The sequence below is a fragment of the Cryobacterium sp. Hh7 genome (assembly GCF_004403155.1).
In the GTDB taxonomy this organism is placed as follows: domain Bacteria; phylum Actinomycetota; class Actinomycetes; order Actinomycetales; family Microbacteriaceae; genus Cryobacterium; species Cryobacterium levicorallinum.
Genome location: NZ_SOHG01000052.1, coordinates 1 through 25,240 on the forward strand (window position 1 = coordinate 1; position 25,240 = coordinate 25,240).

19 protein-coding genes, 1 tRNA gene and 1 pseudogene are annotated in these 25,240 nt (G+C 66.6%); 15 read left to right on the forward strand and 6 right to left on the reverse strand.

From position 1 onward, the window contains the following. The first annotated feature begins 334 nt into the window (after positions 1-334). Together E3T43_RS13980 and E3T43_RS13985 are read left to right on the forward strand one after the other, a co-directional pair. A tRNA-Pro gene (locus tag E3T43_RS13980) sits at positions 335-408 on the forward strand. 71 nt (positions 409-479) lie between these two features. Next, positions 480-1,964, forward strand: coding sequence for an MFS transporter (locus E3T43_RS13985; RefSeq protein ID WP_134472883.1), 1,485 nt, complete (start codon positions 480-482; stop codon positions 1,962-1,964). On the opposite strand, the gene E3T43_RS13990 is transcribed toward E3T43_RS13985, so the two are convergent. After that, positions 1,961-2,986: a hypothetical protein gene (locus E3T43_RS13990; protein WP_134472884.1), complete on the reverse strand. Its 1,026-nt coding sequence runs from the start codon at positions 2,984-2,986 to the stop codon at positions 1,961-1,963. The genes E3T43_RS13985 and E3T43_RS13990 overlap by 4 nt on opposite strands. Positions 2,987-3,186: 200 nt before the next feature. Between E3T43_RS13990 and E3T43_RS13995 the strand changes: the two genes are divergently transcribed. From E3T43_RS13995 to E3T43_RS14010, 5 genes and pseudogenes are all read left to right on the forward strand, one after another. Continuing rightward, complete coding sequence (locus E3T43_RS13995) at positions 3,187-3,675, forward strand: VanZ family protein (RefSeq protein ID WP_134472885.1); 489 nt, start codon at positions 3,187-3,189, stop codon at positions 3,673-3,675. 51 nt (positions 3,676-3,726) lie between these two features. Next, a pseudogene (locus tag E3T43_RS19785) lies at positions 3,727-3,801 on the forward strand (twin-arginine translocation signal domain-containing protein); the annotation flags it as partial. Positions 3,802-3,858: 57 nt separating this feature from the next. Then, entirely contained in the window at positions 3,859-4,605 is a 747-nt protein-coding gene (locus E3T43_RS14000; protein WP_241979001.1) for a hypothetical protein, read from the forward strand. 14 nt (positions 4,606-4,619) lie between these two features. After that, the gene (locus tag E3T43_RS14005; protein ID WP_134472886.1) at positions 4,620-5,729 is read left to right on the forward strand and encodes an acyltransferase family protein; all 1,110 of its coding nucleotides are present in this window, start codon (positions 4,620-4,622) and stop codon (positions 5,727-5,729) included. After that, positions 5,726-6,304, forward strand: a complete 579-nt coding sequence (locus E3T43_RS14010) for a YdcF family protein (RefSeq protein ID WP_134472887.1) — start codon at positions 5,726-5,728, stop codon at positions 6,302-6,304. The genes E3T43_RS14005 and E3T43_RS14010 overlap by 4 nt, the downstream gene beginning before the upstream one ends. Before the next feature lie 31 nt (positions 6,305-6,335). Here the strand turns inward: E3T43_RS14010 and E3T43_RS19575 are convergent, their stop codons facing one another. Beyond that, positions 6,336-6,854 (reverse strand): DapH/DapD/GlmU-related protein, encoded by a 519-nt coding sequence (locus E3T43_RS19575; RefSeq protein WP_277870992.1) that lies wholly within the window; start codon positions 6,852-6,854, stop codon positions 6,336-6,338. Between the two features lie 235 nt (positions 6,855-7,089). Between E3T43_RS19575 and E3T43_RS18840 the strand changes: the two genes are divergently transcribed. The 8 genes from E3T43_RS18840 to E3T43_RS14055 all read left to right on the forward strand — a co-directional run bounded on the left by E3T43_RS18840 (position 7,090) and on the right by E3T43_RS14055 (position 20,358). Continuing rightward, positions 7,090-8,520, forward strand: coding sequence for an O-antigen ligase (locus E3T43_RS18840; protein WP_166791333.1), 1,431 nt, complete (start codon positions 7,090-7,092; stop codon positions 8,518-8,520). Positions 8,521-8,650: 130 nt separating this feature from the next. Continuing rightward, positions 8,651-9,649 carry a glycosyl transferase gene (locus E3T43_RS14025; protein ID WP_198414371.1) on the forward strand — a complete coding sequence of 333 codons (999 nt, stop codon included), beginning with the start codon at positions 8,651-8,653 and terminating at the stop codon, positions 9,647-9,649. Positions 9,650-9,657: 8 nt separating this feature from the next. Further along, positions 9,658-12,591 carry an oligosaccharide flippase family protein gene (locus tag E3T43_RS18845; RefSeq protein ID WP_241979005.1) on the forward strand — a complete coding sequence of 978 codons (2,934 nt, stop codon included), beginning with the start codon at positions 9,658-9,660 and terminating at the stop codon, positions 12,589-12,591. Then, the gene (locus tag E3T43_RS14035) at positions 12,588-13,844 is read left to right on the forward strand and encodes a glycosyltransferase (RefSeq protein ID WP_134472891.1); all 1,257 of its coding nucleotides are present in this window, start codon (positions 12,588-12,590) and stop codon (positions 13,842-13,844) included. Before E3T43_RS18845 ends, E3T43_RS14035 begins: the two co-directional genes overlap by 4 nt. Beyond that, complete coding sequence (locus E3T43_RS14040; protein ID WP_134472892.1) at positions 13,841-14,890, forward strand: polysaccharide pyruvyl transferase family protein; 1,050 nt, start codon at positions 13,841-13,843, stop codon at positions 14,888-14,890. The genes E3T43_RS14035 and E3T43_RS14040 overlap by 4 nt, the downstream gene beginning before the upstream one ends. Beyond that, positions 14,887-15,891, forward strand: coding sequence for a glycosyltransferase (locus tag E3T43_RS14045; protein ID WP_166791335.1), 1,005 nt, complete (start codon positions 14,887-14,889; stop codon positions 15,889-15,891). The genes E3T43_RS14040 and E3T43_RS14045 overlap by 4 nt, the downstream gene beginning before the upstream one ends. A gap of 486 nt (positions 15,892-16,377) precedes the next feature. Further along, on the forward strand, positions 16,378-17,913 hold the full coding sequence (locus tag E3T43_RS14050) for a right-handed parallel beta-helix repeat-containing protein (protein ID WP_166791336.1): 1,536 nt from the start codon (positions 16,378-16,380) through the stop codon (positions 17,911-17,913). A 519-nt stretch (positions 17,914-18,432) separates the two neighbouring features. Next, on the forward strand, positions 18,433-20,358 hold the full coding sequence (locus E3T43_RS14055) for a right-handed parallel beta-helix repeat-containing protein (protein WP_134472895.1): 1,926 nt from the start codon (positions 18,433-18,435) through the stop codon (positions 20,356-20,358). On the opposite strand, the gene E3T43_RS14060 is transcribed toward E3T43_RS14055, so the two are convergent. From E3T43_RS14060 to E3T43_RS14075, 4 genes are all read right to left on the reverse strand, one after another. Beyond that, entirely contained in the window at positions 20,312-21,508 is a 1,197-nt protein-coding gene (locus tag E3T43_RS14060; protein WP_134472896.1) for a glycosyltransferase family 4 protein, read from the reverse strand. The two genes, E3T43_RS14055 and E3T43_RS14060, sit on opposite strands and share 47 nt — an antisense overlap. Next, positions 21,505-22,623, reverse strand: coding sequence for a polysaccharide pyruvyl transferase family protein (locus tag E3T43_RS14065; RefSeq protein ID WP_134472897.1), 1,119 nt, complete (start codon positions 22,621-22,623; stop codon positions 21,505-21,507). Before E3T43_RS14065 ends, E3T43_RS14060 begins: the two co-directional genes overlap by 4 nt. Continuing rightward, on the reverse strand, positions 22,620-23,606 hold the full coding sequence (locus E3T43_RS14070) for a glycosyltransferase (protein ID WP_198414372.1): 987 nt from the start codon (positions 23,604-23,606) through the stop codon (positions 22,620-22,622). Before E3T43_RS14070 ends, E3T43_RS14065 begins: the two co-directional genes overlap by 4 nt. 128 nt (positions 23,607-23,734) lie before the next feature. Further along, positions 23,735-25,225 (reverse strand): polysaccharide biosynthesis tyrosine autokinase, encoded by a 1,491-nt coding sequence (locus E3T43_RS14075; protein ID WP_134472898.1) that lies wholly within the window; start codon positions 25,223-25,225, stop codon positions 23,735-23,737. Positions 25,226-25,240: the final 15 nt, after the last annotated feature.

The following is a 25,240-nucleotide window of genomic DNA, read 5'->3' on the forward strand; positions in this document are numbered from 1 at the left end:
CCGACGGCCTAACGAAGTGCACTACGGTTATGAAAAGCCAGCCCTGGCAGCGTAGAAGAAACCACTAATTCCGCTGTCCGAAATCCCCGCGGCAGCTCAAGTCCACGGCCAGGAAACAAGCAGTGAACGAGTATGAAGTTCTACTCGACGCATTCACCAGCAACAGCTGGATCCCCTCACGGTCCTGACCACGACCCGCCAAACCACCCGTCAAAACACGACCTGTCGGAGAAACGCACAGTCACCCCAAAGAACCTGACTAGTTACCTACCCACTCGCTCAATTCGTCAGGACGGCCCGGAAGCGCCTATACTGATCTAGGCTCAAGGGCCATCGGGGTATGGCGCAGCTTGGTAGCGCGCGTCGTTCGGGACGACGAGGTCGCAGGTTCAAATCCTGTTACCCCGACATTAGTAAAGCAGTACGACGCAACAGAACCCCCACTCCAGGCGAGTGGGGGTTCTGTTGTAGGATCTTCTGTGACGTCTACGCCCGCTCCCCCCACAGCTCCGATCGTTTCGCGCCGGGCCTGGCAGGCCCTGATCGTGCTGCTGGCGGGCATGTTCATGGCGCTGCTCGACACGACCATCGTGAACGTGGCGCTGCCGAGCATTCGCACGAGCCTCGATGCGTCGGAAGCGACACTGTCGTGGATCATCTCCGGCTACGCCCTCGCTTTCGGCCTCGCGCTCATCCCGGCCGGTCGCGTCGGCGACCGTTACGGCCACAAATGGGTGTTCTTCAGCGGACTCGCGCTGTTCACGGTCGCGAGCCTCGCCTGCGGCCTCGCCCAGAATGACCTGCAGCTGATCATCGCCCGCGTGATTCAGGGACTGGCCGGCGGTATGTTCGTGCCGGCCGTGACCGCCGTCATCCAGCTGATGTTCCCGGCCAGCGCGCGCGGCAAGGCCTACGCCATCATGGGATCGGTCATTGGCGTCTCCACCGCGCTCGGCCCGATCGTCGGCGGACTCATCATCGAGGCCTTCGGCGTAGAGAACGGTTGGCGCCTGGTGTTCTGGGTGAATCTGCCGATCGGTATTCTCGCGCTCGGAGCCACCGTGTTTCTGCTGCCCGGCGGTGCAGCGCTGCCCAAGGCCGCGCCGGCGTCGCGGGCCGGTATCGATTGGCTCGGCCTTGTGCTCGTCTCGGCGGGCCTCGTTGCCCTGCTGGTGCCGTTGATCGAGGGCGAAGATCAGGGTTGGCCGCTCTGGACCTTTGTCACCCTCGCGGTCGGGGTGCTGCTCGTCGTCGCGTTCGGCGTCTGGGAAGTCGTGGTCGCCAAGCGAAACGGCAGCCCGCTCGTGCCGCCGCACCTGTTCTCCCACCCGGCATTCACCGGCGGCGTCATTCTCGCGCTCGTTTATTTCGCAGCTTTCACGAGCATCTTCTTCACCATCTCGATTCTGTGGCAGGCCGGCCTCGGGCACAGCGCGCTCGAGTCAGGGCTCGTCTCCATTCCGTTCGCGATCGGAACCATTCTGGGGGCGTCGCAGAGTGACCGCCTGGCCAAGCGTCTCGGGCGTACCGTGCTCGTGGTGGGCGTCGCCTTCGTCACGATCGGCCTGATCTGGATCTGGCTGGTCATGCTCGTGGTGACACCGGGCGAGCTGACCAACTGGCACCTGCTGCCGCCCCTGTTCATCGCGGGCCTCGGCAGCGGATTCTTCATCGCCCCGAATGTGTCCTTCATCGTCGCAACCGTCGACCGTTCCGAAGCCGGCGGCGCGAGCGGTGTGGTCGGCGTCATGCAGCGCGTCGGTAGCGCGGTCGGTATCGCCGTCATCGGCAGCGTGTTCTTCGGTACCCTCACCGTGACCGGCCCGGGAGCGGATGCCGTGGCCACCGCCTTCACGCACAGCGCCACCATGGCGATGGCGGTCAGTGCCGGGTTCGCCATTCTCGCGCTCGTGCTCGTCTTCGCGCTGCCGAAACGCCTGGCCGCTGGTGCTCCGGCCAGCTAGCCGATGCGGGTGAGTGCGGTGAACGTCATGGTGGCACTCGAACCGTTCCGACAGGTCTGATAAAGCAGGTCGAACCCGCGCGGCACGTTGTCGGCGGTGTCGGTCGCGACATTCAGCACGGCGGTGACCGGCCCGACGCGAAAGGCGCCGCTGGCCGCCCCGGTCAGGGTGATCGTGCTGCCCTCCCGCGGAAACTGTGACCCTCCACACGACCAGTGCTCGGCAATCACCGGCACGCCGTAGTGCGCGCTGATGTCGACGGCACCCTGGCAGGCGTCGATCTCGTTCTGCCAGCCGGTCGTCCAGACCGATTTAGAGAATGAAACGGATGCCGGCGCCGGCGCGTTCGGGCCCGGTCCCGACGACTGGACGGGGCCCGACCGGGCGGCTTGTTCTGCCACCGCTCGCGCCGCTTCGACTCGCGCTGCCTCCGCCCGCGCTGCCCCTTCGGCCGCCAACCGAGCCTGCTCCACATGCCAGGCTGTGACGGCCTCGGCCACAATCAGCTCCGATGAGGCCAGCGCTTCCTCCAGACTCGCCAGCCCGGCGGCCCGATCAAAACGGATGCCGTCCAGCACCCCGGTCTGCGTGGCCAGGTCGGGCCGGGAGGGGAAGTACACGCCGCTGGCCGCGGAGAAGTCGATCGCCGTATTCGCCCGATCGAGTTCGCGTGCGGCACGATCCACCCGGCGAAGACCGCTGTCGATCTGCCGGCGCAGTTCGGCCCGACCGACACTGTCACCGATAGTGGCCGCGCTTTGCTGCCAGGCCAGTTCGGTGGCTGCGATGTCGGCGCGGGCCGAGCTGATGAGACGAGTGGCCTGCGCGCGGTCGTCAATGAAGCTCGCGACGGCCGAGTTGTAGTTGTATTCGGTCAGCATCTGTGCGGTTGGCGACGACACTGCCAGGGCTGGCGGCGCGCCGCCGGCGAGAAGGTCGGGTATTGTCGCGCACCCGGTGAGGCTCACGGCGAGCGTGATGAGCACCAGTCGGTGCAGCGGAACACGCCTGGCTCTGACCACAACAGTCCTCTTCGGGAGGGTCGGCTTGCGGAACGGGACAGCAGCGCAACGGGAGGTGCGCGGTGGGGTGCCATTAAACATCCACTTCGCCGACTTCCACAGGCCCCAGCCGGACTAGACCGAGCGTTCACGGCTTGAAATGTAGGGCATAGTGACTAGTCGGCGTGCCGGCTCAAACGGGCCGGCAACCAGGAGGTGTCATGACCGCAAACCGACGACGTCGGCACACCATGTTGCGCCGCGCCGCGGGGTGGCTGGCACTCGCCTACCTCGCTGCACTGGCCTTGATCGCGTTCTGGCCGACGCCGGTCGACCGCGGCCTGAACGGCTCGATTTCAGCGGTTGTGCTGTGGCTGCACGCGAACGGAGTGCCGGCATGGCTCGACTACGAGAGCATTGAATTCAGTGCCAACATCGCCCTGTTCGTTCCGGTCGGCCTGCTCATCGTGCTGCTGACCGGCATACGTCGCTGGTGGATCGGTACGCTGATCGGCACGCTGATCGGCACTTTGATCAGCTGCACCATCGAGCTCGGCCAGCTCGTCTTTCTGCCGGAACGATTTGCCACCGTCAACGACGTGATCGCCAACAGCCTCGGCGCCCTGCTTGGAACCCTGATCGCTGCCGTCGTGCTGCGGGTGGCTCTCGGCCCGGCCCATCCGCCGGCCGCGGTGGCACAAATAACCTGATCCCGAAATTTGAGTTGGACCTCAGAGAGTCTCTCTGCTATCTTCGGCAGAATGGATCGTCGAGGGTTTCTCACATTATCGTCCGCTGGCGCTGCAACGCTGGGTTTCAGTGCGCTGGGCGCACCCGGAGCCTTAGCCGCGACCGCCCCGATACTGCCAGGGGAGGTATCCCGCCTCTCCAATGTGCTCACCCAAAAGGGAAAAAAGCTCTACGACAATATTGAAGTGGACATCGGCGGCGACCGCGCCCGCCTGTTCATTCCCCAGACCGTGTCGCGCAATTCGACGGCCTCGATCGGAGCCGTCTGGTTCTACCACGCAGCCTCGAGTTCGCACAACGCGCTCAACGGCGGCTTCAAGTACCCCGGCGAACTCGTGGTCGATCAGAACGCCATCGCCATCTGCATCAATGCCGGCGGCACCCAGTACACCAACTCCGTCGCCACCAACGCGCAGAAGAATGCGTGGACCTACCTGAACGCGCTCTACACCGTGCGCCGCAACTTCTTACGCGCGACCTCGTTTGGCGGATCCCTGGCCTGCTACACCTACGGCAAGAAGCTCATTCCGTACATTCGCGGCCTGTACATGGTCAACGGACTCTACGACAACGAATGGCTGTACGCCTACGACACCAAGAACCAGGCCCACGTCGGCGATGCGTACAACAACGACCTCACCCTGATCAAGGGCACCAACCCGGCCCGGATCAGCGCCACCCCGTGGACAAATAGCCGGGTCAAGGTGCTCGTCTCCGACGACGCTCACCCCGACAATGTCGTCATTCCGAGCAGGAACGGCCTCGCCCTAATCAATAAAATCGCGCCCGTCGCCATTGCCGCCGAGGTGATGTACCACACGCTCGCGCACGACACCCCCGGGTTCGCCCACACCGACATGATCAAAACCTTCGCGCAGTGGTCGATCTAGCAGAGAGGTAGTTCGTGGCGGAACGCACGCGGGTCGACTGGGTTGACGGGGCCAAGGGCATCGCGATTCTGCTTGTGGCCCTCGCGCACGCGGTGCAGTGGACGGTACTCTCCGGCCTCGCGCCGGAGTTTTGGAACAAGATCAATCTGGTCTTCATCGTGTTTCGCATGCCGTTGTTTTTTCTCGCCTCCGGCCTGTTTGCCGCCTCGATCATCAAACGCAGCTGGCCAACGCTGTGGCGAACCCGGCTGAGCCTGCTGGTCTGGGCCCTCCTCCTGTGGACCCTCATTCGTTTCGGCTATTTCTCGCTCCTGACCAACCCGGCCGGCTTCGACGAGACCAACCCGATCGATCTGCTGCTCGCGCCGGTGCGCCCGAGCAACGGCCTGTGGTTTCTCTACGCCCTCGCCCTGTTTTTCATGGCCGCCAAATTCATGCGCAACCGCATCGACTGGCGGGTGCAGCTCGGCGGCGCCGTCGTGCTGTCGGTGCTGTTCTTCGCCCGCGCGGACACCGGCAACATCGCCTGGAACGGCATCGGCCGCTACTTCGTGTTCTTTCTGCTCGGCTGCTACCTGCGCGAGTGGATCCTCGCCTTCGTCAACCGCCCCAGTCGCCTCGGCGCGCTCGGTCTCGGCCTCGGCTTCGGCGCTGCCTTTCTGGTGTTGGCCGGGCTCATTCTCACCGTGGATTCACGCCTGCCGTTCATCACCGGAACGCTCGTCGTGGTGAGCCTGTTCGCCCTCGGCGCTGGCCTGCTCGTCGCCCGATTCCTGGTCGGCTTTCGCGCCATGGCCTGGCTCGCCGATGTCGGCCGCAATACTCTGCCGATCTACGTCGTGCATGTACTCCTGGTGTCGCTGATCACGAGCCTGCTGCTGCTCTACCGCGGCCAGGTCTGGCTCGATCGCCTCGGCCCGGCACTCCCCCCGCTGGTCGCTGGCCTCGCGGTCGCCGCGTCGCTGTTGCTCTGGCGGCTGGTGCGCGACCTGCCGGTGCTGCGCTACGCGTTTGCGGTGCCGATCTGGTTTGCCGGACGGGCACCGGCGGCGGGTGAAGCAGCGGCATCCCCTTCAGCAGAAACAGCAGACCCGGCAGAGCGGATGCTGCCGCGCAGCGAGTGAAATCGCCGCACCACCGTGCCGGGCGCCAGCGCGCCCTCGTGCTCCTCACCGGGCTCGTCCTGCTGACCGTTGGCCTGGTAGCCGTCACCACGCGAACGGTCATGTTTCCGCGTGAAGACGCTCCGAGCAGCGCCGACGCCATCGTCGTGCTCGGCGGGCTCGGGAGTGCGGCCGTCGTGCAGAAGGCCCTCGATCTGGCCAGGGCCGGGTACAGCGATCACGTGCTCATTTCGGATGCCTTCGGCGGGGACACCCGCCCGGCCAACCTGTGCGGGCGTGACCCGGCCGTGCCGGGCACGGCGATCGAGGTGGAGTGTTTCGACCCGCACCCCACGAGCACGCGCGGGGAGGCAGAAGCCATCGCCGCCTTCGCGAGCACTCAGGGCTGGAATCGCGTGATCGTGGTCACCTCGAGCTATCACGTGAGTAGGGCCCGTCTGCAGATCTCCCGCTGTTACCCAGGGGTACTCGCGGTGATCGGCGCCGCGCAGCCGATGGATCCGCCCAAGTGGGTGTACCAGTTCGGGTACCAGAGCGCCGGATTCATCAAGGCCTGGCTGACGCCGGCCTGTTGAACGCGCCGGCTCAACGCGCCGACTGAAGCCGTCAGCGCCGGGCCATCAGCCCCTCAGCGATCGAATCGACCCGCTCCCGGTAGCTCTGGCCCACCATGTCGGACTCGGCCGGCCACTCGCGCAGCGCCGCGTGAAACTCGGGCCAGGCCTTGATCGGGCGGGCCGGAACGCCGGCCACGATGGTGCCGTCCGGCACCGATGCCGTCACGACCGACCCAGCACCCACCACGCAACGGTCGCCGATGCTCACTCCGGGCAGCACTGTCACGCCGGCGCCGATAAAGACATCCGAGCCCACCCGAATCGGCGCGAAGCGATAGCGGCGGCCACGCTCATCGCGGTAGAGCCAGCCCGATCCGTCGTGGGTGATGAAGGTTACCCCGGAGCTGATCGTCACCCGGTCACCGACCGAGATGAGCCACGGCTCGGTAGTGGCGATATCAGAGAGGATGCGACATCCACTGCCGATCTGCACACCCAGCGCCCGAATCGCGTAGACCCTCCCGCGGGCACGCCGCAGAATCTTGTAGGTCAGTCGGGATAATTTCACCGTAAGACTCCATTTCGTCGGCTGTGCGGTGTTGGAGCAGCTGGAATTTCGCGGCCTGTGCAGCCCAACCCGCCTAAAGTATCGGTTTTCCGGCCCTCTCACTGGCGCTGAGGAAAATTCACGTGTTATCGTTGCGCCTAATCGCATCAACAGCGCTGCGGCTCCATCCCGTCCATTCCCTGCGCGATCAACAGTTTCTGCGCCACCACTCTGCGCTACCACCCGAAGGCGGCCGATGTTCGATTTCACCATGTTGCGATTGCGCCGCACGCCGATCATCATCAGCGCGCTCGCCGCCCTGTTCGTCATTGTGGCCAGCCTGGTGCTGCCGCGCTTCGTGGCCAGTCTCGGCTTTATCGTGATTCCGCTGGCCCTGCTCGCCTTCGTCGCCGTGGTGACCCTGTTCCTGCTGCCCGTACACGTTCTGCCGGCCGTGGCACTAGTCACCTTTGCACTCATTCCGGCCCGCGTGCTTCCCCAGGACGGCCCGATCGGCGCCTTGCCGCTGACCACCATGATCATCGTCGTCTGGGCGTTGCGCCGGCTGATCACCACCACGGCGAACGTTCCGCTCACGACGGCACCGGCCCCGTTCAAGTCGGCTACCCGCTTCTTCGCGGTGCTCTTTCTGGTCTGGTCGCTGTTCACGCTGCTGCGCAGCCCCGACCTGCAGGCGAGCCTCAGCTGGACTATCAGTTTCAGCGCCGGCGCGTTGCTTCCGCTTTTCATCGGCACCGCGAGCCGGGAGGCCTTCTGGATTCGGCGGGCCTGGCTTCTGCTCGGCGCCTGGCTCGGAGCGTACGCCCTGATCGAGGGGGCGCTGCGCGCCAATCCGATCTGGGGCACGCTGTACACGGTGCTCGGCCTGAGCGACAGCCAGCACTGGTCGGTGTATCGCGCGACCGCATCGTTTGGGCATCCGCTGTTCGCCGGTCTGTTTTTTGCCGTCGCCTGCGCCCTGGGGATCGGCGTCTGGCTGCGCGAGAACTCGAAACCGGCCCTCGTCACCGCGATCCTGAGCGGCCTCGGCCTCGTCGCCACCGTCTCGCGCGGTGCCATCCTGTCGGCGGCGATCGCCATCGGTTTCGCCTACTTCGTGTCGCTGGTGCTGCGCGGTGAAAAGCACTGGGGCAAATTCGCGCTGCTCGCGGTGCTCGTGGCTGCGGGCATCGTCGCACTCTTCCAGTTCGATGCCTTTACCGCCCGCAATAACTCGGTCGAGGCCGAACTGTCGTCGCAGGCCCGCGACCTCGGCGTCTGGGTGTCCCTGCAGGCCGCGAATCTGACCGGTTGGATCGGGTCGGGGCCTGGCACTTCCGGCATCACCGGGCGCCTGTTCAACGAGGTCACGATCGAGAATTCGCTGCTGCAGCTGCTGATCAGCATCGGCCTGCCCGGAGTGCTCCTGTTTCTGCTCGTGATCGGCTCGGCCGTGGCGTACGCGCTGTCCCAACGTGCCGTCGGCGCCGCGGCCGCTCTCGTCGCGTACACCGTCTGTATCGCCGGATTCAACGCGCTCGACGCACTGCGCCCGATGCACCTGCTGCTTGGTTGCCTGTTGATTCTGACGCTGAATCCGGGCAAAACGGATGCCGCCGCCGGGCTTGGCACGGCGCCAGCACGACGATCACTCGCTCGCCCCAAACGGGGGTATGCGCGCATCTAACGTGCCGCCGGCTGGCACGCTACTCTAAACCGACAGATTCTCAGTTACCGCCGGCATTTCCTGCCGGCCCGTAAGGGGTATGGGCGTGACGACGATAGGTTCGACAGGCACGGGCTCGACAAGAATTACCGTGTTGCAATCGCTGAGTGCACCCGATGGCACCACGCGCTACGTCAACCAGGTCGTCGAGGGCGCTCCGGACGCCGTGACCATGCGGTTCTTCACCTGGCGCACCGCGCTACTGGGCCGGTACGACGTGTTGCACGTGCACTGGCCGGAGCTGCTCATTCGCGCTCCCCGGCCGCTCAAGGCGAAGCTTCGTCGCGCCGCTCTCTACGCACTGCTGCTGCGCGCGCGGCTGCAGCGCATTCCGATCGTGCGCACCATGCACAACCTCACCCCGCACGAGGCCGGACAGAACGCGGAAACCCGCGCCCTCGAGGCACTCGATGCCCGTACGGCGCTCGTTATTCGACTGAATCCGACCACCCCGGTCGAACCGGAGTCCAAGGCCGTCACCATTTTGCACGGCCACTATCGGGACCGCTTCGCCGGCATGCCGCTGCCGGACTCCGTCCCCGGGCGCATCCTCTATTTCGGACTGATTCGACCCTATAAGGGGGTCGAAACCCTGCTGCAGGTATTTCGCTCGGTGCCGGGCGCGGATCTGACGCTGCGCATCGTCGGCCGCCCGTCCAGCGGCCTCGGCGCGGTCATAACCGCCGAACAGGCCGAGGACGAACGCGTCAGCTCGGTGCTGCGCTTCGTCTCCGACGAGGAACTCGTGGTGGAGGTCGGCGAAGCTGAACTGGTTGTGTTGCCCTACCGCGAAATGCACAATTCGGGCGTTCTGCTCGTCACCCTCTCCCTGGATCGGCCGGTGCTCGTGCCGTCGACACCGTCCAATCTGGCCCTGGCCGAGGAGGTCGGCCCCGGCTGGATCTATCTGTACGAGGGCGAGCTCACGCCGTTGATCCTGCGCTACACCCTGGAGCGGATGCGCGCCGCCGGCTCCCGGCCGCGCCCCCACCTTGACGGGCGCGACTGGAAAACCCTGGGTCTGCAGAGTTATGGCACCTACCTGCGGGCCTTGCAGCTGACCGGTCGGCCCCGCCGGAGCATCCGTTGACCGTGACGATGCCACCATCGACCCCCTCAGCCCCGCTTCCCCGTTCCACCGCCGGACTCGGGCACACAGCAGGCCGGGGCGCATCGACGACCCTGGTCGGCCAGCTCATTCGCATCGGCGTGCAGCTCGGCGGCATCGTCGTGCTGGGCCGGCTGCTCGACCCGAGCGATTACGGGCTCGTCGCCTCGGTCGCCGCCATCATCGGTGTCGGCGAGGTGCTGCGCAACTTCGGGCTGTCGTCGGCGGCGATTCAGGTGCGCGAGCTCAGCCGGCAGCAGAAGGACAACCTGTTCTGGATCAACAGCCTGATCGGGCTCGCCCTCATGCTGCTGGCTGTGCTGTTCAGCCCCTTGATCGCGACACTGTACGGCGACGACCGACTCGTGCTGCTCACCCAGGTACTCGCCGGCACGTTTCTGCTGAACGGCCTCGCCACCCAGTTTCGGGCCGATCTCAACCGCAACTTTCATTTCAAGGCACTGGCCGGCTCGGAGATCGGCGCGCAGGTCGGCGGGCTGACCATTGGCATCGTCATGGCGCTCAATGGTTTCGGCTATTGGGCCCTCGCCGGGCAGCAGATCAGCCAGGGCATTCTCACCATCATCATTCTCGTTCCCATTACCAACTGGTTTCCGGGCTGGTTTCACTGCAAAACGCCGATGCGACACCTGATCGCGTTCGGCTCCAACCTGGCCGGTACCCAGCTGCTCGGCTACGCCAGCCGCAACACCGACACCATCGTGATCGGCGCGACTCTCGGCGCGGGCCCGCTCGGCCTGTACAACCGCGCTTTTCAGCTGCTGCTGCTGCCGCTCAACCAGATCAACGGCCCGTCCACCCGGGTGGCGCTGCCGGTACTGGCGCGGCTGCAGGACGACCCGGCCAAATACGACCGGTTCATTCTGCTCGGGCAAACCATCATGCTGCACGCCGTCACCATCGTGCTCGCGTTTTCCTGCGCTCAGGCGCTGCCGATCATCAGCATCGCGCTCGGCAGCAATTGGCTCGGCTCCGCGCCAATCTTTCAGATTCTGGCCATCGCCGGGTTCTTCGAGGCTGCGGCCTACGCGACCTACTGGGTGTTTCTGTCGAAGGGCGTCACCAAGCAGAACCTGTACTTCGCCCTCTGCACCCGGCCGCTACTGGTCGTGTTCGTGCTGCTCGGCTCCTTCTGGGGCGTCTACGGCGTCGCCGCCGGATATTCACTCGGCGTCGCCCTGATCTGGCCGATCGGCCTGTGGTGGATCAGCCGGGTAACGAATGCCCCGGCGCGCGCCATGTTTTTCGCCGGCGTTCGCGCCATCCTCGGCTACGGCTTCGCCACCGGGGCGTCCTGGGCTGCCGTGCAGTGGATTCCGATCGAACTGCCCCTCGCCCGGGTGGCGCTCGGCGGTGTTGCGCTGCTCGTCGCGATTGGCATCGTCATGCTGGTCTGGCCCCGGTTTCGGCGCGATGTTCGCTCGATCGCGCAGGCCCGCAGCTTTCTGCGGTCGGCGAAGGCTTCACCCGCTGTTGCCGGTGGGTCCGCGACGGCGACCGATCAGCTCACTCCGGCGCCCCCCGCCGCCGCGCGCAGCACCCGCCGCGGTGGGCGCACCCGGCTGCGCATCGTGCGCAAGCTGGACCGGATTTTGCACGGCCTGGCCGCGGCATCCGCTCTGCCGTATCTGCGTGATCGGGCCGCACTGCGCCGGGCGATCGGGCGACTGGGGCCGGCCCCGGATGGCACCGAGCGCTGGCACGTGCTCGTTGCGCCGCCCGGCGAGGGAAACATTGGCGATCAGGCCATGATCGAGGCGTACCTCGAGAACGTCACAGGGCCGGTGCGGGTACTCGTGCGGGGCCCCAATGATGTGCGCATTCCGGCGGAACATTCCGCCCGGGCACGGCTCGAGCCGATCGCGCACCTGATCTATGGCAACGACCGCGCCCACCGACAGTCCATGGTGCAGCTCGCGGCCGTGCTGCGCGGGGCCCTGTCACTGACCGTGGTCGGCGCCGACATCATGGACGGCGCCTACAGCGTGCGTGCCTCGTCCCGGCGAGCGGATGTCGCGAGCCTGGCCCGCAGCGTCGGGGTTGAAGCGCGTATTCTCGGCTTCAGCTGGAACGGCCACGCCAATCTGGGGGTACGCCGTTCACTCGGCCGCGCCGGTCGGTTGGGAACCCGGCTGCAGCTGCGCGACCCGGTCTCATCCGCGCGAGCTCGCGCCGACCGATTCAAGAACGTGATCGACGTCGCCGACGCCGTGTTCGCGGTGCGCACGAGCTCGCCCACCGCCGCCACGGAATACCTCGGCACCGCGCCGACGCCCTACGCCGTGGTGAACGCGAGCGCGCTGGTCGGGCGCAGCTTCGACCAGATCTCGGAGTACGCCGTGATCATCACCGCCCTGCTCGAGGCCGGGCTGAGAGTGGTGCTACTGCCGCATGTCGTGCGGCACAGCGGCGACGATGCCGCCGCCTGCCGCGCGGTGTTCGACCGGTTCGCCCAGGGGGCCGGCGCTGAAGATCGGGTGGTTCTGGTGAACCGGCTGCTCACGCCGGCCGAGGTGCGCGGACTCTGTGCTGGGGCGTCGATCGTGCTGACCGGTCGCATGCACCTCGCCGTGCAGGCGCTGTACCACCGGGTTCCCGCCGTCGCGCTGTCCACCCAGGGCAAGGTCGCGGGCATGATGAGCCTGTTCGGCACGCAGGACCTGTGCGTAGAACCGGGCGTCGGCCTGGCCGAGCGTATGGTTCCCGTCGTGCGCGCGGTCCTCGCCCAGCGAGGCGAGTACCGCGCCCGACTGGCCGCCCAGCTGCCCGAGGTGCAGCGCCTCGCCGCCCTCAATTTTACCGGGCTTGCGAGCGGCGCCCGAGCCGATCCACCCCGATCGAACCAGCCCCGATCCCGCCCCACATTCTCGCGACCACGCGACGACAGAGAAGGCCGAGCATGACCCAGCCCACATCGCCCGACACCACCCATCCCCCGGTGAACCCGAAGCCGGCGCACCCACTGCTGCGCCGCATCCTCTTTGTCATTCCGTCGCTGCACGGCGGGGGCGCGGAATTCGTCGCCCGTACCTGGATGGGCTGGCTCGCCGACCAGGGCTACGAGGTACGTGTTGTGCTCACCGCCGGCGATGTGGAGCCGGGATACCTTCCCGAGGGGGTCGAGGGGCGATCTCTCGCCGGACAGCACGGGCATGTCGCGAAGACCGCGGCCCTGCGGCGCAGCCTGATCGACTGGCAGCCCGATGTCGCCGTGGCCCTGCAGGTGTATCCCAACCTCGTGCTGCTGACCGCGGCCCGGCTGCTGCCGGCGCGCGTGCGACCCCGGGTGCTCGTGAGCGAACGCAATCTGGTCTCGCTCGGCCTGCCCGGATCGAGTCTCGCCCACCGGGTCAAGATCGGCATCGCCAAGCGGATATATCGGTGGGCTGACCATGTCATCGCCATCTCGCATCCGGTCGCCGCTGAGCTGGTCTCGGCGTTCGGCGTGCGCGGAGACCGCATCACCGTCGTCGCCAACCCGGCCACTGCGAAGCTGCGCGGAACACCGCGCGGGCCTGGCCGGACGAGTCTGCACGCCCACGTTGCCGAAGACGGAGCCGTGACCGAGAGCGGAGCCGACCGGACCGGCACCGCTACGATCGTGGCGCCCGGGGCGCGGCGGCCTGGGACGGCCAACGGAATTCAGATCGTGCTGGCCTGCCGGCTGGTCGAACAGAAGCGACCGCTGCTGGCCATTGCGGCGGCGGCCGAACTGGCCAGGCGGGGCGTCGCTGTCGAGGTCGTGTCGTTCGGCGGCGGTCCGCTGCTTGGCGATGTGCAGGCCGCAGCCCGACAGGCCGACGTGATCTTTCACCACCGCGGCTGGGTCGAGACCTGGTTCGACGAGTTCGGCGACAACGCCGTGGCCCTGCTCACCTCGAGCCGGGAGGGCTTCGGCAACGTACTGGTCGAGGCCGCCGCGGCCGGGTATCCCTCGGTGGCCGTATCGGGGGCGCTCGGCGTAGCGGATGCAATTGTGCCCGGTATCACGGGCGAGCTCGCGTTGTCCGCGCGGCCCGCGGACCTCGCGGACGCTATTCTGCGCGCAGCCGAGCTCCCGCTCGACCACATCGAGCCGTGGCTGGCTCGCTTCTCCGAGCAATCGAGCGGCGCCGACCTGGAGCGAGTGCTCATTTCGACGCTGGAGCGCGCATGAGAATCTTTGCCTCGGCCATGGGCCAGATCGACAATGTCGGCGACACCGTGCTGCGCCGGGCCTTCCTCGACGCCCTGCGGGAGGCCGGCGAGCTGCAGGTGTTCGTCGGATCCCGAGCGGACTCCTACCTGAGCGGACTCGGTCTGCACGACGCCGATCGGCTGTTTCGCACGAGCACCGACTGGCGACGCGAGATTTCACGGTCGACGCTGCGGGAAGCATCCGTTTATGCCTTCAATGCCGGGGAAATGGAGCTGCAACGCGCCTACGCGCTGCGCTATCTGCGCCTTGCGCCGCACCTCGCGCTCAATCGGCTGCGCGGCGGGCACGCCGTGCACACCGGGTTCGGCGTGCGGCAGAACACGAAGTGGCGCATTCCGGTGGCCGCGACCCTGCGCCTCTGCGACCTCGTGGCCTGGCGCGACGACTATAGCCTGGCAGCGATGGGGCTCGGCCGCATCGCTCCCGACTGGGCTTTTGCCACCGGGGCAGCGGATGCCGACCTGCTCGCGTCGACGCCCGACCGGCCGCTGCTCGCCGTGTCGGTGCGCTACAACGGGCGGCGCCCGGACTCCGAGTGGATTCAGGCCATGCGCGGCCTCGCCGGCGCCTTCGGGCTGCAGATCGTCGCGGTCTCCCAGATCGAACGCGACGGACCGCTGGCCGAGGAACTCGCCGTCAAGCTCGGCGGTACCGCGCTGGTTTGGGATGGACCGGACCATGCCGAGCAGGAAGTGAAGCTGCGGGCGGTCTACCAGCGGTCGCTGCTCGTGGTGACCGACCGGCTGCACGCGGCGGTGATCGGACTGACCGAGGGCGCCCTGCCGCTCGTGATCGCCGAGGGCGGACACTCCAAGGCGGCGCGCACGCTCGATGCGGTCGGCATCAAGGGCGCCACGATCGGCTGGACCCTGCCAGACGCCGCGGCACTCGAGCGTCGCGCCCGCGATGTGATCAGCCGCCGGGAACCGATTCTCCGGCACGTGGTCGAGGCCCGGGCTTCGCTTTCGGAGTTGACCCGCGCGATTCGAAAGCTGACCGAGTGAGCGAGGCCGACGCGACCGAGTGGCCGGTCGTGAGCGTCATCGTTCCGGCCTACAACGCCGCCGAGTTTCTGGAAGGTGCCATCGACCGGCTGCTCCACCAGACTCTGTCCAACATCGAGATCATCGTGGTCGACGACGGCTCAACGGATGCGACGGCCGCGATCGGTGCGCGGGTGGCCGGCGCGCACGCATCCGTTCATTTCTTTCAGCAGGAACGCAACGGCGGAGTCGCGCTCGCCCGGAGCCGGGCGGTCGCCGAAAGCCGGGGTGAGTTTCTCTGGTTCGTCGATTGTGACGATGATTGGGCCGAGTCCGCGCTGGACAAGCTCGTGACTGCGGCCCGGTCGACCGGCGCCGACGTGGTGATCTGCGGCGCGGAGTACGTCTATCCCGGCCAGCGGCGCGCCCTGGCCGCGCCCGCTCTGCCGCAGCCGATCACCGGTGCGGCGGCATTTGGGCTGCTGCTCGACGGCGACATCACCGGGCATCTCTGGAACAAGCTGTTCCGACGTGCTCTCGCCAGCGAGATCGAGTTCACGCCGGCCCGGGTGCACTCCGACCTGGCCATGGTCGCGCAGCTGCTCGCCGCGTCCGATCGGGTCGCAGCGATCAGCGACACGCTCTACTCCTATGTCGTGCGCGGCGGGTCGATCATCCGCTCCGGGTCGCGCCGGGCTGAATCGCTGCTGTTGGTCGAGCAGGCCGTCACCACTGCCGCAATCACCCTCGACACCCGCATCATCGGCTCCAACTCGTACGGCTATTTTCGACTGCGCTACGTGCTGCTGTCCGGGCTGAAAGACGCTCTGAGCGGTCCATACGACGCTGAGGAGCGCGACGAGATCGTCGCCGAACTGCGCTCGCGGCTGACCTGGCGGCTCGTGCTGCTCGCCGCAAGCCGCCGCGATTGGAAGCGCCTCGCGCTGGCCGCCACCGCCAAGGTGAGCGTTGGGCTGCACCGTCGTGTGCTGCGCCTCGCGGCCGAGCAGGGCGCCGCCTGAGCGGCCTCGCTGCGGCATCCACTCACCGAGCTGTGAACCTCGTGCCAACGGGAACGATTTTTCGCGGTGGAACTCACGGCTCGGCAGAGTCGATGCCTCCGCCCGCCGGAATATTTCGTCACGCGGGACAGCGGCATTCGGGGCACTTTCACAGGAAAGTGAAACGGATTCGACTTTGGTGATCGATAGGCTCGGTCCGATAGTTCAATCCGAGTAGTCCCTACGCTGTCGGTCATCGAACGCTGAATACGCACCATGCACCCACCGGGCCAGCATCCGCCACCAGGCACCTGTCAGAACGACACGCTGCTTCAGATAACGCGGAATCACGACACTCCTGACCGGATCGCCAAGGTCGACGAACCGACCCTGTCCGCGCAGCCGGTGCGACCGCTGCATCAGCTCGTTCGAACCGTACCTAGCGCTTCGAACGAGTACAGCACCCGCTGTCCATTCGTGAACCCGATTCTCCGGAGGACGTCCACCGTGCCCCTTTTTCGCCAGCCCACTGACAGTAAACCGCACGCTCACCGGCCCACGACGTCCGCCCGCCACGCCGTGATTGCCGTCGCCGCCTTCTTCGCTGTCACGATTGCGGTGCTCGCTCCCCTCACCATTCCTGTTCCAGGCGGTGAAGTGGCGGCCGCGGCGACCGTACGCACCGTGATCGACAGCAAGTCGTCAAAGATCAACTATTCCGGAACCTGGCGCACCACCCGCAATGCCGCCGACCGCGGCGGATCGGTGCGGTTTCAGTTCAGTCCGGGCAGCGCCTCGATGACCTTTGAGGGATCCAGTGTCGCCTACGTGACACGCACCACCACGAGCTCCGGAAAGAGCACGGTTTCCATCGACGGCAAGGTCGTCGCAACCGTCAACGGTTACTCCGCGACCACCCAACACAAGCAGACCGCGTTCAGCACGACGGGCCTCGGCAGCGGCAGCCACACCATCACAATCACCCGCACCGGCAAGAAGGACCCCCGCTCCACCGGTACCAACAGCATTATTGACGCGTTCGTCGTCAATCCCCAAGCCGCTTCCGCTCCAGCACCGGCGCCGATCGCCGCCCCAGCTCTCCCGCCCATGCAGACGCCGTCCGGCGCGCACCGCTACGCCGACTGCCCGGCCGCGACCGAGGCGGTGAGCAACGCCGCCGAGCTCATATCCGCCGTCGACCGTGCCCGACCCGGGACCGTCATCCACCTGGCGCCCGGCACCTACCGGGACCAGATCAACATGCACGCGAACGGCACGAAAGCCGACCCGATCTGGGTCTGCGGCCCGCGTGACGCCGTCATCGATGTCGGCAGCGTTCAGGACAACCACGGCATCCAGATCAAGAATTCCTCGAACCTCGTGATCGCCGGCATGACCGTCACCAACAGCCTCAAGGGCATCAGCGTGGTTCACAGCACCAACGTCACGATTGCCGACACGCGCGTCGAGAACATCGGCTACGAGGGCATCCACTTGCGTGATTTCACGACCGACAGCACCGTCGTCGGCAACACGATTTCACGCACCGGCCAGCGCGATGCGCAGTTCGGCGAGGGCGTCTACATCGGTACCTCGGAGAACAACTGGTGCGCGCAGACCGACTGCAGACCGGACCGTACCGATCGCATCCGGGTGCTGGGCAACACGATCAGCAGCACCAGCGCCCAGCCGATCGAGGTGAAAGAAGGCACGTCAAACGGCGTCATTCGCGACAACGTCATCGACGGCGCCAACGGCATGCGGAACGCTCAGGAATGGGTCAAGGTCAAGGGCAACGACTGGACCATCGTCGGAAACACGGGCAGCAACAGCCCCCTGCACGGCTTCGCGGTCAACGGCAGTGTCGCGGGCTGGGGCCTGCGCAATACCTTCACCGACAACTCCGGTGCGGTCAATGCCGGGGGATACGCCTTCTTCATCCACGAGAAGGGCCGCAAGGGCTCGAGCGACACCAAGGTCTCCTGCGCGAACTCGGTCACCCGCGCGGCCGAGGACTTCTCCAACCTCCCCTGCACCGGGTAGCGGCTGCGGCGCGCGGCCGAACGCTGCACGCGCTGAGCTGAGTTGCTCGCGCCAGCAGCAAACCCGCGCGGCCGAGCAGTGCGACAGAAGTCCGGGAGACGAAAGGCCGGGAGACAGAAACTCAAGGGTTCAAAAACCACTCTAGGCACTTTCACAGGAATGACGGGTGCCGCACGTCGGACAGCCCGCCGCCTCCTTCCCGTCGAGTCGGTGACTTAGCCCACAATGGGCATTAGCACTGGTCAGGGCCAAATCAAGAGGCTCGCTCAGTTTCGCAGCGGCCGACCGCCGAGACGGGCGCTGCAGCGCACGCGCACGCCCGCGCGAGGAGAGGCGTTCGCATCCGCTTAATTCGTGCCCACAAACCCATTTGCACACGGGTAACGTGCAGCAGTTCAGACGCTAATTGACGACGTGAGCACGGCAATCACCGCCGAGTATCACGAAGATCATGTGCGTCGAAAACCCCCGGGTTCACGGACGTAGCCAACAAGTCCATGAACATCCGGAAGGTCCACTATGTTGTTCCCCCGCTTCACCCGACGTGCCACCATCGCCGCCGTCGCCATCGCCGCGCTGGTTCCGCTCAGCGCCATGATCCCCGCCGCAGCGGCCTCCGCCGCGACAGCGCCCGCCGGCACCACGGTGATCGACAGTTCCTCCGCACAGGTCAAGTACGTCGGCACCTGGCGCACCACGGGCTCACCCTCCGACAACGGAGGATCGGTAATGTTCGCCTCCACAACGGCGACGAGCGCCTCGCTGACCTTCACGGGCTCGACCGTGGCCTTCATCACCCGTATGACCAGTAGTTCGGGCACGAGCGATATCTCGATCGACGGCAAGGTGGTCGCCACGGTCAACGGCTACTCCGCCACGACGAAGTACCAGCAGAGCCTGTTCAGCACCACGAATCTCTCCAGCGGGACCCACACCATCAAGGTCAGCCGCACCGGCCAGAAGGATTCCCGATCCACCGGAACCAGCAGCATCGTCGACGCGTTCCTCACCAAGTCCCCCGCAACCGCAACCGCTCCCGCCCCGGCGCCGACGCCCACCCCGACCGCCACGGCGGTCCCGCTGACCACGACGGCCACGATGGACGCCCCGACCGGCTCGACCACCATCGACAGCGAATCGGCGCAGGTCACGTACGCCGGCACCTGGCGCACCTCCGGCTCCAGCAACGACTCCGGCGGATCGGTCAGGTTCTCGACCACCTCGAGCAGCGCTTCCTTAACCTTCCAGGGTTCGAGCATTGCCTTCATCACCCGTCTGACCAGCAGCTCCGGCACGAGCAACGTCGCCATTGACGGCCAGGTCGTCGCCACGGTCAACGGCTATTCCGCGAGCACGGCCTACAAGCAGGTTGCTTACAGCACGACGAGCCTCTCCGCCGGCACCCACACCATCACGGTATCCCGCACCGGCCAGAAGGACGCCCGCTCCACCGGCACCAGCAGCATCGTCGACGCCTTCGTCGTGTCGGCCGTGCCGAGCACCGCGCCCACCCCGGCACCGATCAGCACCCATCGCTACGCCGACTGCCCGGCCGCGACCGTCACCGTGACGACCGCTCAGGAGCTCATGACCGCCGCGGCCCAGGCACAGCCCGGCACCGTCATCAAGATGGACCCCGGCACCTACAACGCCCAGATCAACATGACCGTCAACGGAACAGCCACCAACCCGATCTGGGTCTGTGGACCGCGCACCGCGGTGGTCAACGTCGGCAGCATCCAGAACAACCACGGTATCCAGATCTCCAACTCCTCGAACCTCGTGGTCGCCGGAATGACCGTCACCAACAGCCTCAAGGGCATCAGCGTGATCCGCAGCAAGAACGTCACCATCGCCGATACCCTGGTTGACAACATCGGCTATGAAGGCATCCACCTGCGGGCTTTCACCACCGACAGCAAAGTCGTCGGCAATACCATTCGCAATACCGGCAAGCGCGACCCGTTCTACGGTGAGGGCATCTACATCGGAACCTCAGACGCCAACTGGTGCGCCCAGACCGACTGCCTGCCCGACCGCACCGACCGCACCCTCCTGATGGGCAACACCATCAGCCTGACCGGCGCCCAGCCGATCGAGGTCAAGGAAGGCACCTCGTACGGCATCATCCGCGACAACGTCATTGACGGCACCAACGCCATGCCGCGCGCCGAGGAATGGGTCAAGGTCAAGGGTAACGACTGGCAGATCTACCAAAACAAGGGTACCAACAGCACCATGCACGGCTTCGCCGTCAACGGAAGCGTTGCCGGCTGGGGCCTGCGCAACGTGTTCTTCGATAACACCGTTCCGGTCAACGCCGCGGGCTTCGGCTTCTTCATCCACGAACAGGGCAGCAAGGGTGCCAGCGGCACCAAGGTCTACTGCTCCAACACCGTCACGGCTGCTGGGTCCGGTTTCTCGAACCTGGCCTGTACCTCTTAGCCACCCGGTCGCTTCGTCGTTCGAGTGCAGTGGTCCAGCTGCGCTCGATACGAGGAAAGACCGCGGCAGCCGAATAGGTAGTCTCAAAGGCGGATCTGGCCAGATCCGCCTTTTTGGCGCGCCAGGGGGCATCCGTCATCGCCCGGTGCAGGGCCGCCTCGAGGGCGTCGACGTCGCCGGGCTCCATGAGCATGCCGACCCCACCGGCCAGGACGGCCGGCACCCCACCGACGCTGGTCGCCACGACACAATTGGTGCGCGCCATCGCCTCGAGAATGAACATAGGCATCGCCTCGTCGCGGGAGGGCAACACCGCGATCGCGGAGCGCTCGAGCAGCTCCATTAGGGCAGCATGGCTGAGCGGGCCGACAAATTCCGCCCCAGTCAGCGGCTGCGCAGGCTGGTCGCCGATCGGCCCGGCAATGACCAATTTCCAGAGCGGATGCTGCGGCGCGAGCCGTTCCCACGCCGCCACGAGTACGTCGACGCCCTTGCGCTTGCTGACCGCACCGCCGAACACGACGAGGTTCTCGATCTGCCGCACGGCACCAGCGGCGACGGCGTTCGGCACGAGTACAACCCGCTCCCCCGGCACGAACTCCGCCGCCGCAGCGTGCGATTCAACCGACAGGGTCAGCACCACGTCGGCGGAGCGCAGCACGCTCCCCACCAGACCGGGGCGCTTGCGGGCGAAGTCGGCAAACGAACTACCGTGCAGCTGTGCCACGGTCGCGAAACCACGCGCGTGGGCCAGGGCGAGCAGAGCGCCTTCCCGCGCGAAGGATCCGCCCTGGGACAGGTGCGCAACGACGACGGTGCGCTCCGGGTTGGCCAGCCGCAGCAGCTTCCAGAAAGCGGATGCTGCAACTCCGGCCGCGCGCAGCCCGCCGCTGCCGTCCCGCGAGGACACCATACGCAGTTCGAAGTCGACAAAGGAATGTGCCAAATAGCCATTGACCACCTGACTCATGCCGCCGGCGACCTCACCGCTGCGTCCAACGTGCACGGCAATGAAACGTTCGGCCGTGCGCCGGGATACGTGCCGCTGGGCGGCGACCGGGGTGGTATTGAGCGGGTCAGCGTTTTGCGGGTTGATCGTGAGCGCCGCTATGTTGATCGGCTCGGTATCGTCCGCTTCGCTGATGCTCACCGCACACTTTCGATGCTCAGCACCTGGTCGAGCAGGCGACGCACGGTCTGTAATTCGGCCTGCGCTTCGGCCAGGCCGGCCAAAATGGGCTCGCGCCGGCCGAGCAGGTTCTGCAGCCGATCCCGGATTTGGGCGCTACTGAGTCCGGCGCTGTCAATGCTCACGTCGTGCAGGCCGGCCGCGGCAAAATGCCGGGCGATCTTGTCCGCCCGACCACCTTTGGGCTGTCCGCTGACCAAAAGTGCGGCCGGAACTGCTCCCTCGGTAAGCGCGCCGACGAGCACGTGCAGCCGGTCGCTCACGGCGAGCGCCGCCCGTCGGTAGAGGTCGCGCAGGCGCTGCTCCTGCTCGTCATGGCCGGTGCCGTTCCAGCGCAGGGCCTGCCCGTCGAGGTCGGCGGCGAGTTGGCCGCACTTCTCGTCGTCGCGCAGAACCTGGGTCACGCACCAGATTGTGAGGCCGTTGTCGGCCGCCACGGCTCGCACCCCGGCGAGCCACTCATCGCTCGGATAGTCCAGATCGGAGCGCATGGATACGACCAGCACGTCGCGAACCTCGTCGGCCAGATCACGCTTTTCTGCCCGACCGTCGCTCGCAAAGGCGAGGTCGGGCATGATGCGGCCCTGCCCGAGATATCCGGCGGTGGCGGCATCGCGCCAGAGCGACAGATTGGACAGTGCAATGGACGGACCCATCAGGGCGCGCGGCAACGGTGCAAAATTGCGGCTGCCCACGCCCACCCGGGCCACCCGGCCATGTCGAGCGCGCACGAGGGCGAGCACCGGCAGCATGGCGAGGTGCTCCTTCATGCCGATCAGGGTCAGCTGAATTTCTCCCGGCTTGAACACGTACGATGCCCGGCCGCGGGCGGCGCTGCGCAGTGCCGCCGCGTACCAGGCACGAAAGGACCGGTACTGCACATCGTCCGGCGCCAGGCCGAGTCCTTCCGCGTAGCCATCGGGGGCTTCGCCGACATAGATGTGCAGCGGGCCGTTGGGCCGCAACCAGTCGAGCAGCTGCCGGCGGAGCAGAATGTCACCAATGTTGTCGTACTGTCCGCGGGCCGGCACGAAAATTTCGCGCGGCATCCGCTCGCCTGGTGCGGTGGCGCTCATCGGTCGGTGGTCAGCGAAACGCTCACGCCGGTGTCGATCGCGCGGCCGGCAGCGAAGCGGATAACCTCAGCCGTCAGGTCGGGCGCATCAACGGCCCGAGCGACTCCGAGGCATTCGGCGAGCTCGGCGATCTGCATCTGGTGGTCGTCGACGTGTTCGCCGCGGTGCTTGCGGCGGGTCACGATCACCGGGAAGACCCCCAGCTCAAGCAGGCCCATGAAGGTGCCAACGCCGGCGTGGGTGATCACGACGTCGGCCGTGAGGGCAGCATCGACGAACATCGCGGTCGGCATCATCTGGTGTACCTGACCGGGCAGGTCGGTCCGGTCGGTGGTGAAACCGAGCTGCCAAACGGTGCGTTCGTCGGCGAGGCCGCTCGCGAGCACGGCATCGACGAGGGAGTCGAACCGGTACCCCTCGATGGTGCCGAGGGTGACGAACAGGCTGGGGCGGTCCGGCGCGTGTTTGACCAGCGCATGGTAGGTGGAGAGCACACTCGGGTATGTTCTCCACCGCTCCGTCGCCCAGGCCGGGTGCTGGGTGCGCACGCTGACCAGCCGGCTGGCGGCGAGCACCCGCCCGCTGAGTGAGGGGCCTTCCACTCGCGAGACGCTCTCGATGTACAGGCTGGGCACGCCGCTGATCGCGGCCTGGGGCAGCGCCGCCACGGCCAGGCCGGCCCCCGTGCTCACAGCACCGTCGAAGGATTCGTGTTTGAGCACCCGCCGGACGATTCCGGCCGCGCGCATCATGCCGAGATAGTCGCGCGGGCGTACATAGGGCACGTGGATGCGGCGCTGACCGGCCAGCAGGGATCGGCTTTGCATGGAGTCAAAGGTGACCCAGAGCGAGCTCGGCGAGGCGCCAAGTCCGGGGGCGAGGCGAACGAGCTGAGCGAGATGGCCGCCGGTTGAGGCGACGAGCAGAAGCTTCCGTGGCGTGGGCGGCAGCGGAGCGAGCGGGTATGACGAGTGCACGGACACTGAGGCTCCCTTCGGGTAAAGCCTGGGTGGGACGGTTTCGAACGTGCGTCATCGAACGTGCGCTATTCGGGCGGTGGAGTTGTCGATCGGCGAAGCTGAACTGGTAAGGCTGAGCAGGTGTCGCTGAATTACCAGGTGACGCGGGTGTGGGTCGGGTTGTCTGTCGAGGAAATGTCGCTCTCGACCGGCGTTGGGCCGCGATCGATCGCGGTCGCGGCGGCGGATCGGCTCGGCCGCAGGGACGGGCGCAGGGGCGGGCGTGGCGAGACCGCGAATCCGCCGTCGCGCACGAGCGCGTCGGGGCCGCGGGTGGGGACCATGGCAAGCACGACGCCGAGCGGCGTCGTGCCGACGGCTTCGAGGGCGTCGAACGCGGCGAGCAACTCAGCCTCACTCACCCGGTTGGCGCCAACTACCAAAACCGTGCCACCGGTCCAGCGGCTGAGCACAGCAGCGTCGGTGACCGCGAGTACCGGCGGGGCGTCGATGAGTACGTAGTCGTAGCTGCTGCTGAGCACATCGAGCACGGTGCCCATGGCCGTCGAACCGAGCAGTTCGCTCGGGTTGGTGGGGATCTTGCCGGAGGAGAGCACGGTGAGCGGATGCAGCGTGCCCCACGATTGCAAGGAATCCTTGAGCGGCACATCCCCGACCAGCACGTCGGTCAGGCCGCGGTCTGGGTCAAGGCCGAGGTAGTCGGCCAGCCGGGGCGTGCGCAGATCGGCGTCGATCACGGCGACGGTCGCGCCGCTCTCGGCGAGCACGATGGCAAGGTTGACCAGGGTGGTGGTCTTGCCCTCACCCGTGACGGACGACGTCACGACCAGGCTGCGCCGGCTGGTATCGGCGTCGGCGAACTCGAGGTTCGTGCGCAGCACCCGGAATGCCTCGGCGCGTGCGGTGGCCGGACCGTCGGGGGTGATGATCGGGTTGGCGTGCGCTTCAAGGGGGATGCCGCCGAGCACTGGAACCACCGTGAGGCGCTCGATGTCGTCACGGTTGTAGATGCGAAGATCGAGCAGTCCGATTAGGAACGCGGTCACCAGGCCGACCAACAGTCCAATGAGCAGGCCGACAGCGAGGTTGAGGTAGAGCTGGGGCAGCGCCGGGTTGTCCGGCACCACCGCGGGGTCGAGGACACCGACCGTGACCGGGCTGGCTCCGCCGTCCGCTGGGGTTTCCAGCTGGTTGATGACCACGTCGGTGAAGCTTTCCGACACGGCCTCGGCGAGTTGCTGCGCGGCATCCGCTGTCGAAGCGAGGGCGGTGATTTCGATGACGGCCGAACCGGGCTGGGTGGTGGCGGTGACCCGCTCGGCCAGGTTGGCGGCGGTCTCGTCGAGGCCCAGGCTCGTGATCACCGGGTCGAGCACGCGGGGGCTGGTCGCCACGTCGAGGTAGTAGGGCAGCTTCTGCACGACAAAGTTGTTGCCCTGCACCAGATCACCGGGGGTGGATCCGATCTGAATCTGCGCGGCTACGAAGACCCGGGTCGAGGCCTGGTATTGCACGGGGGTGAGCAACGCGGCTGCGGCCCCACCGACGACGCCCAACAAGGTGAAAGCCACGATGAGAATCCATCGCTTTCGTAGAATTCGAGCCAGACGCTTCAGTTCCATGCGCGCTTCTCTCCG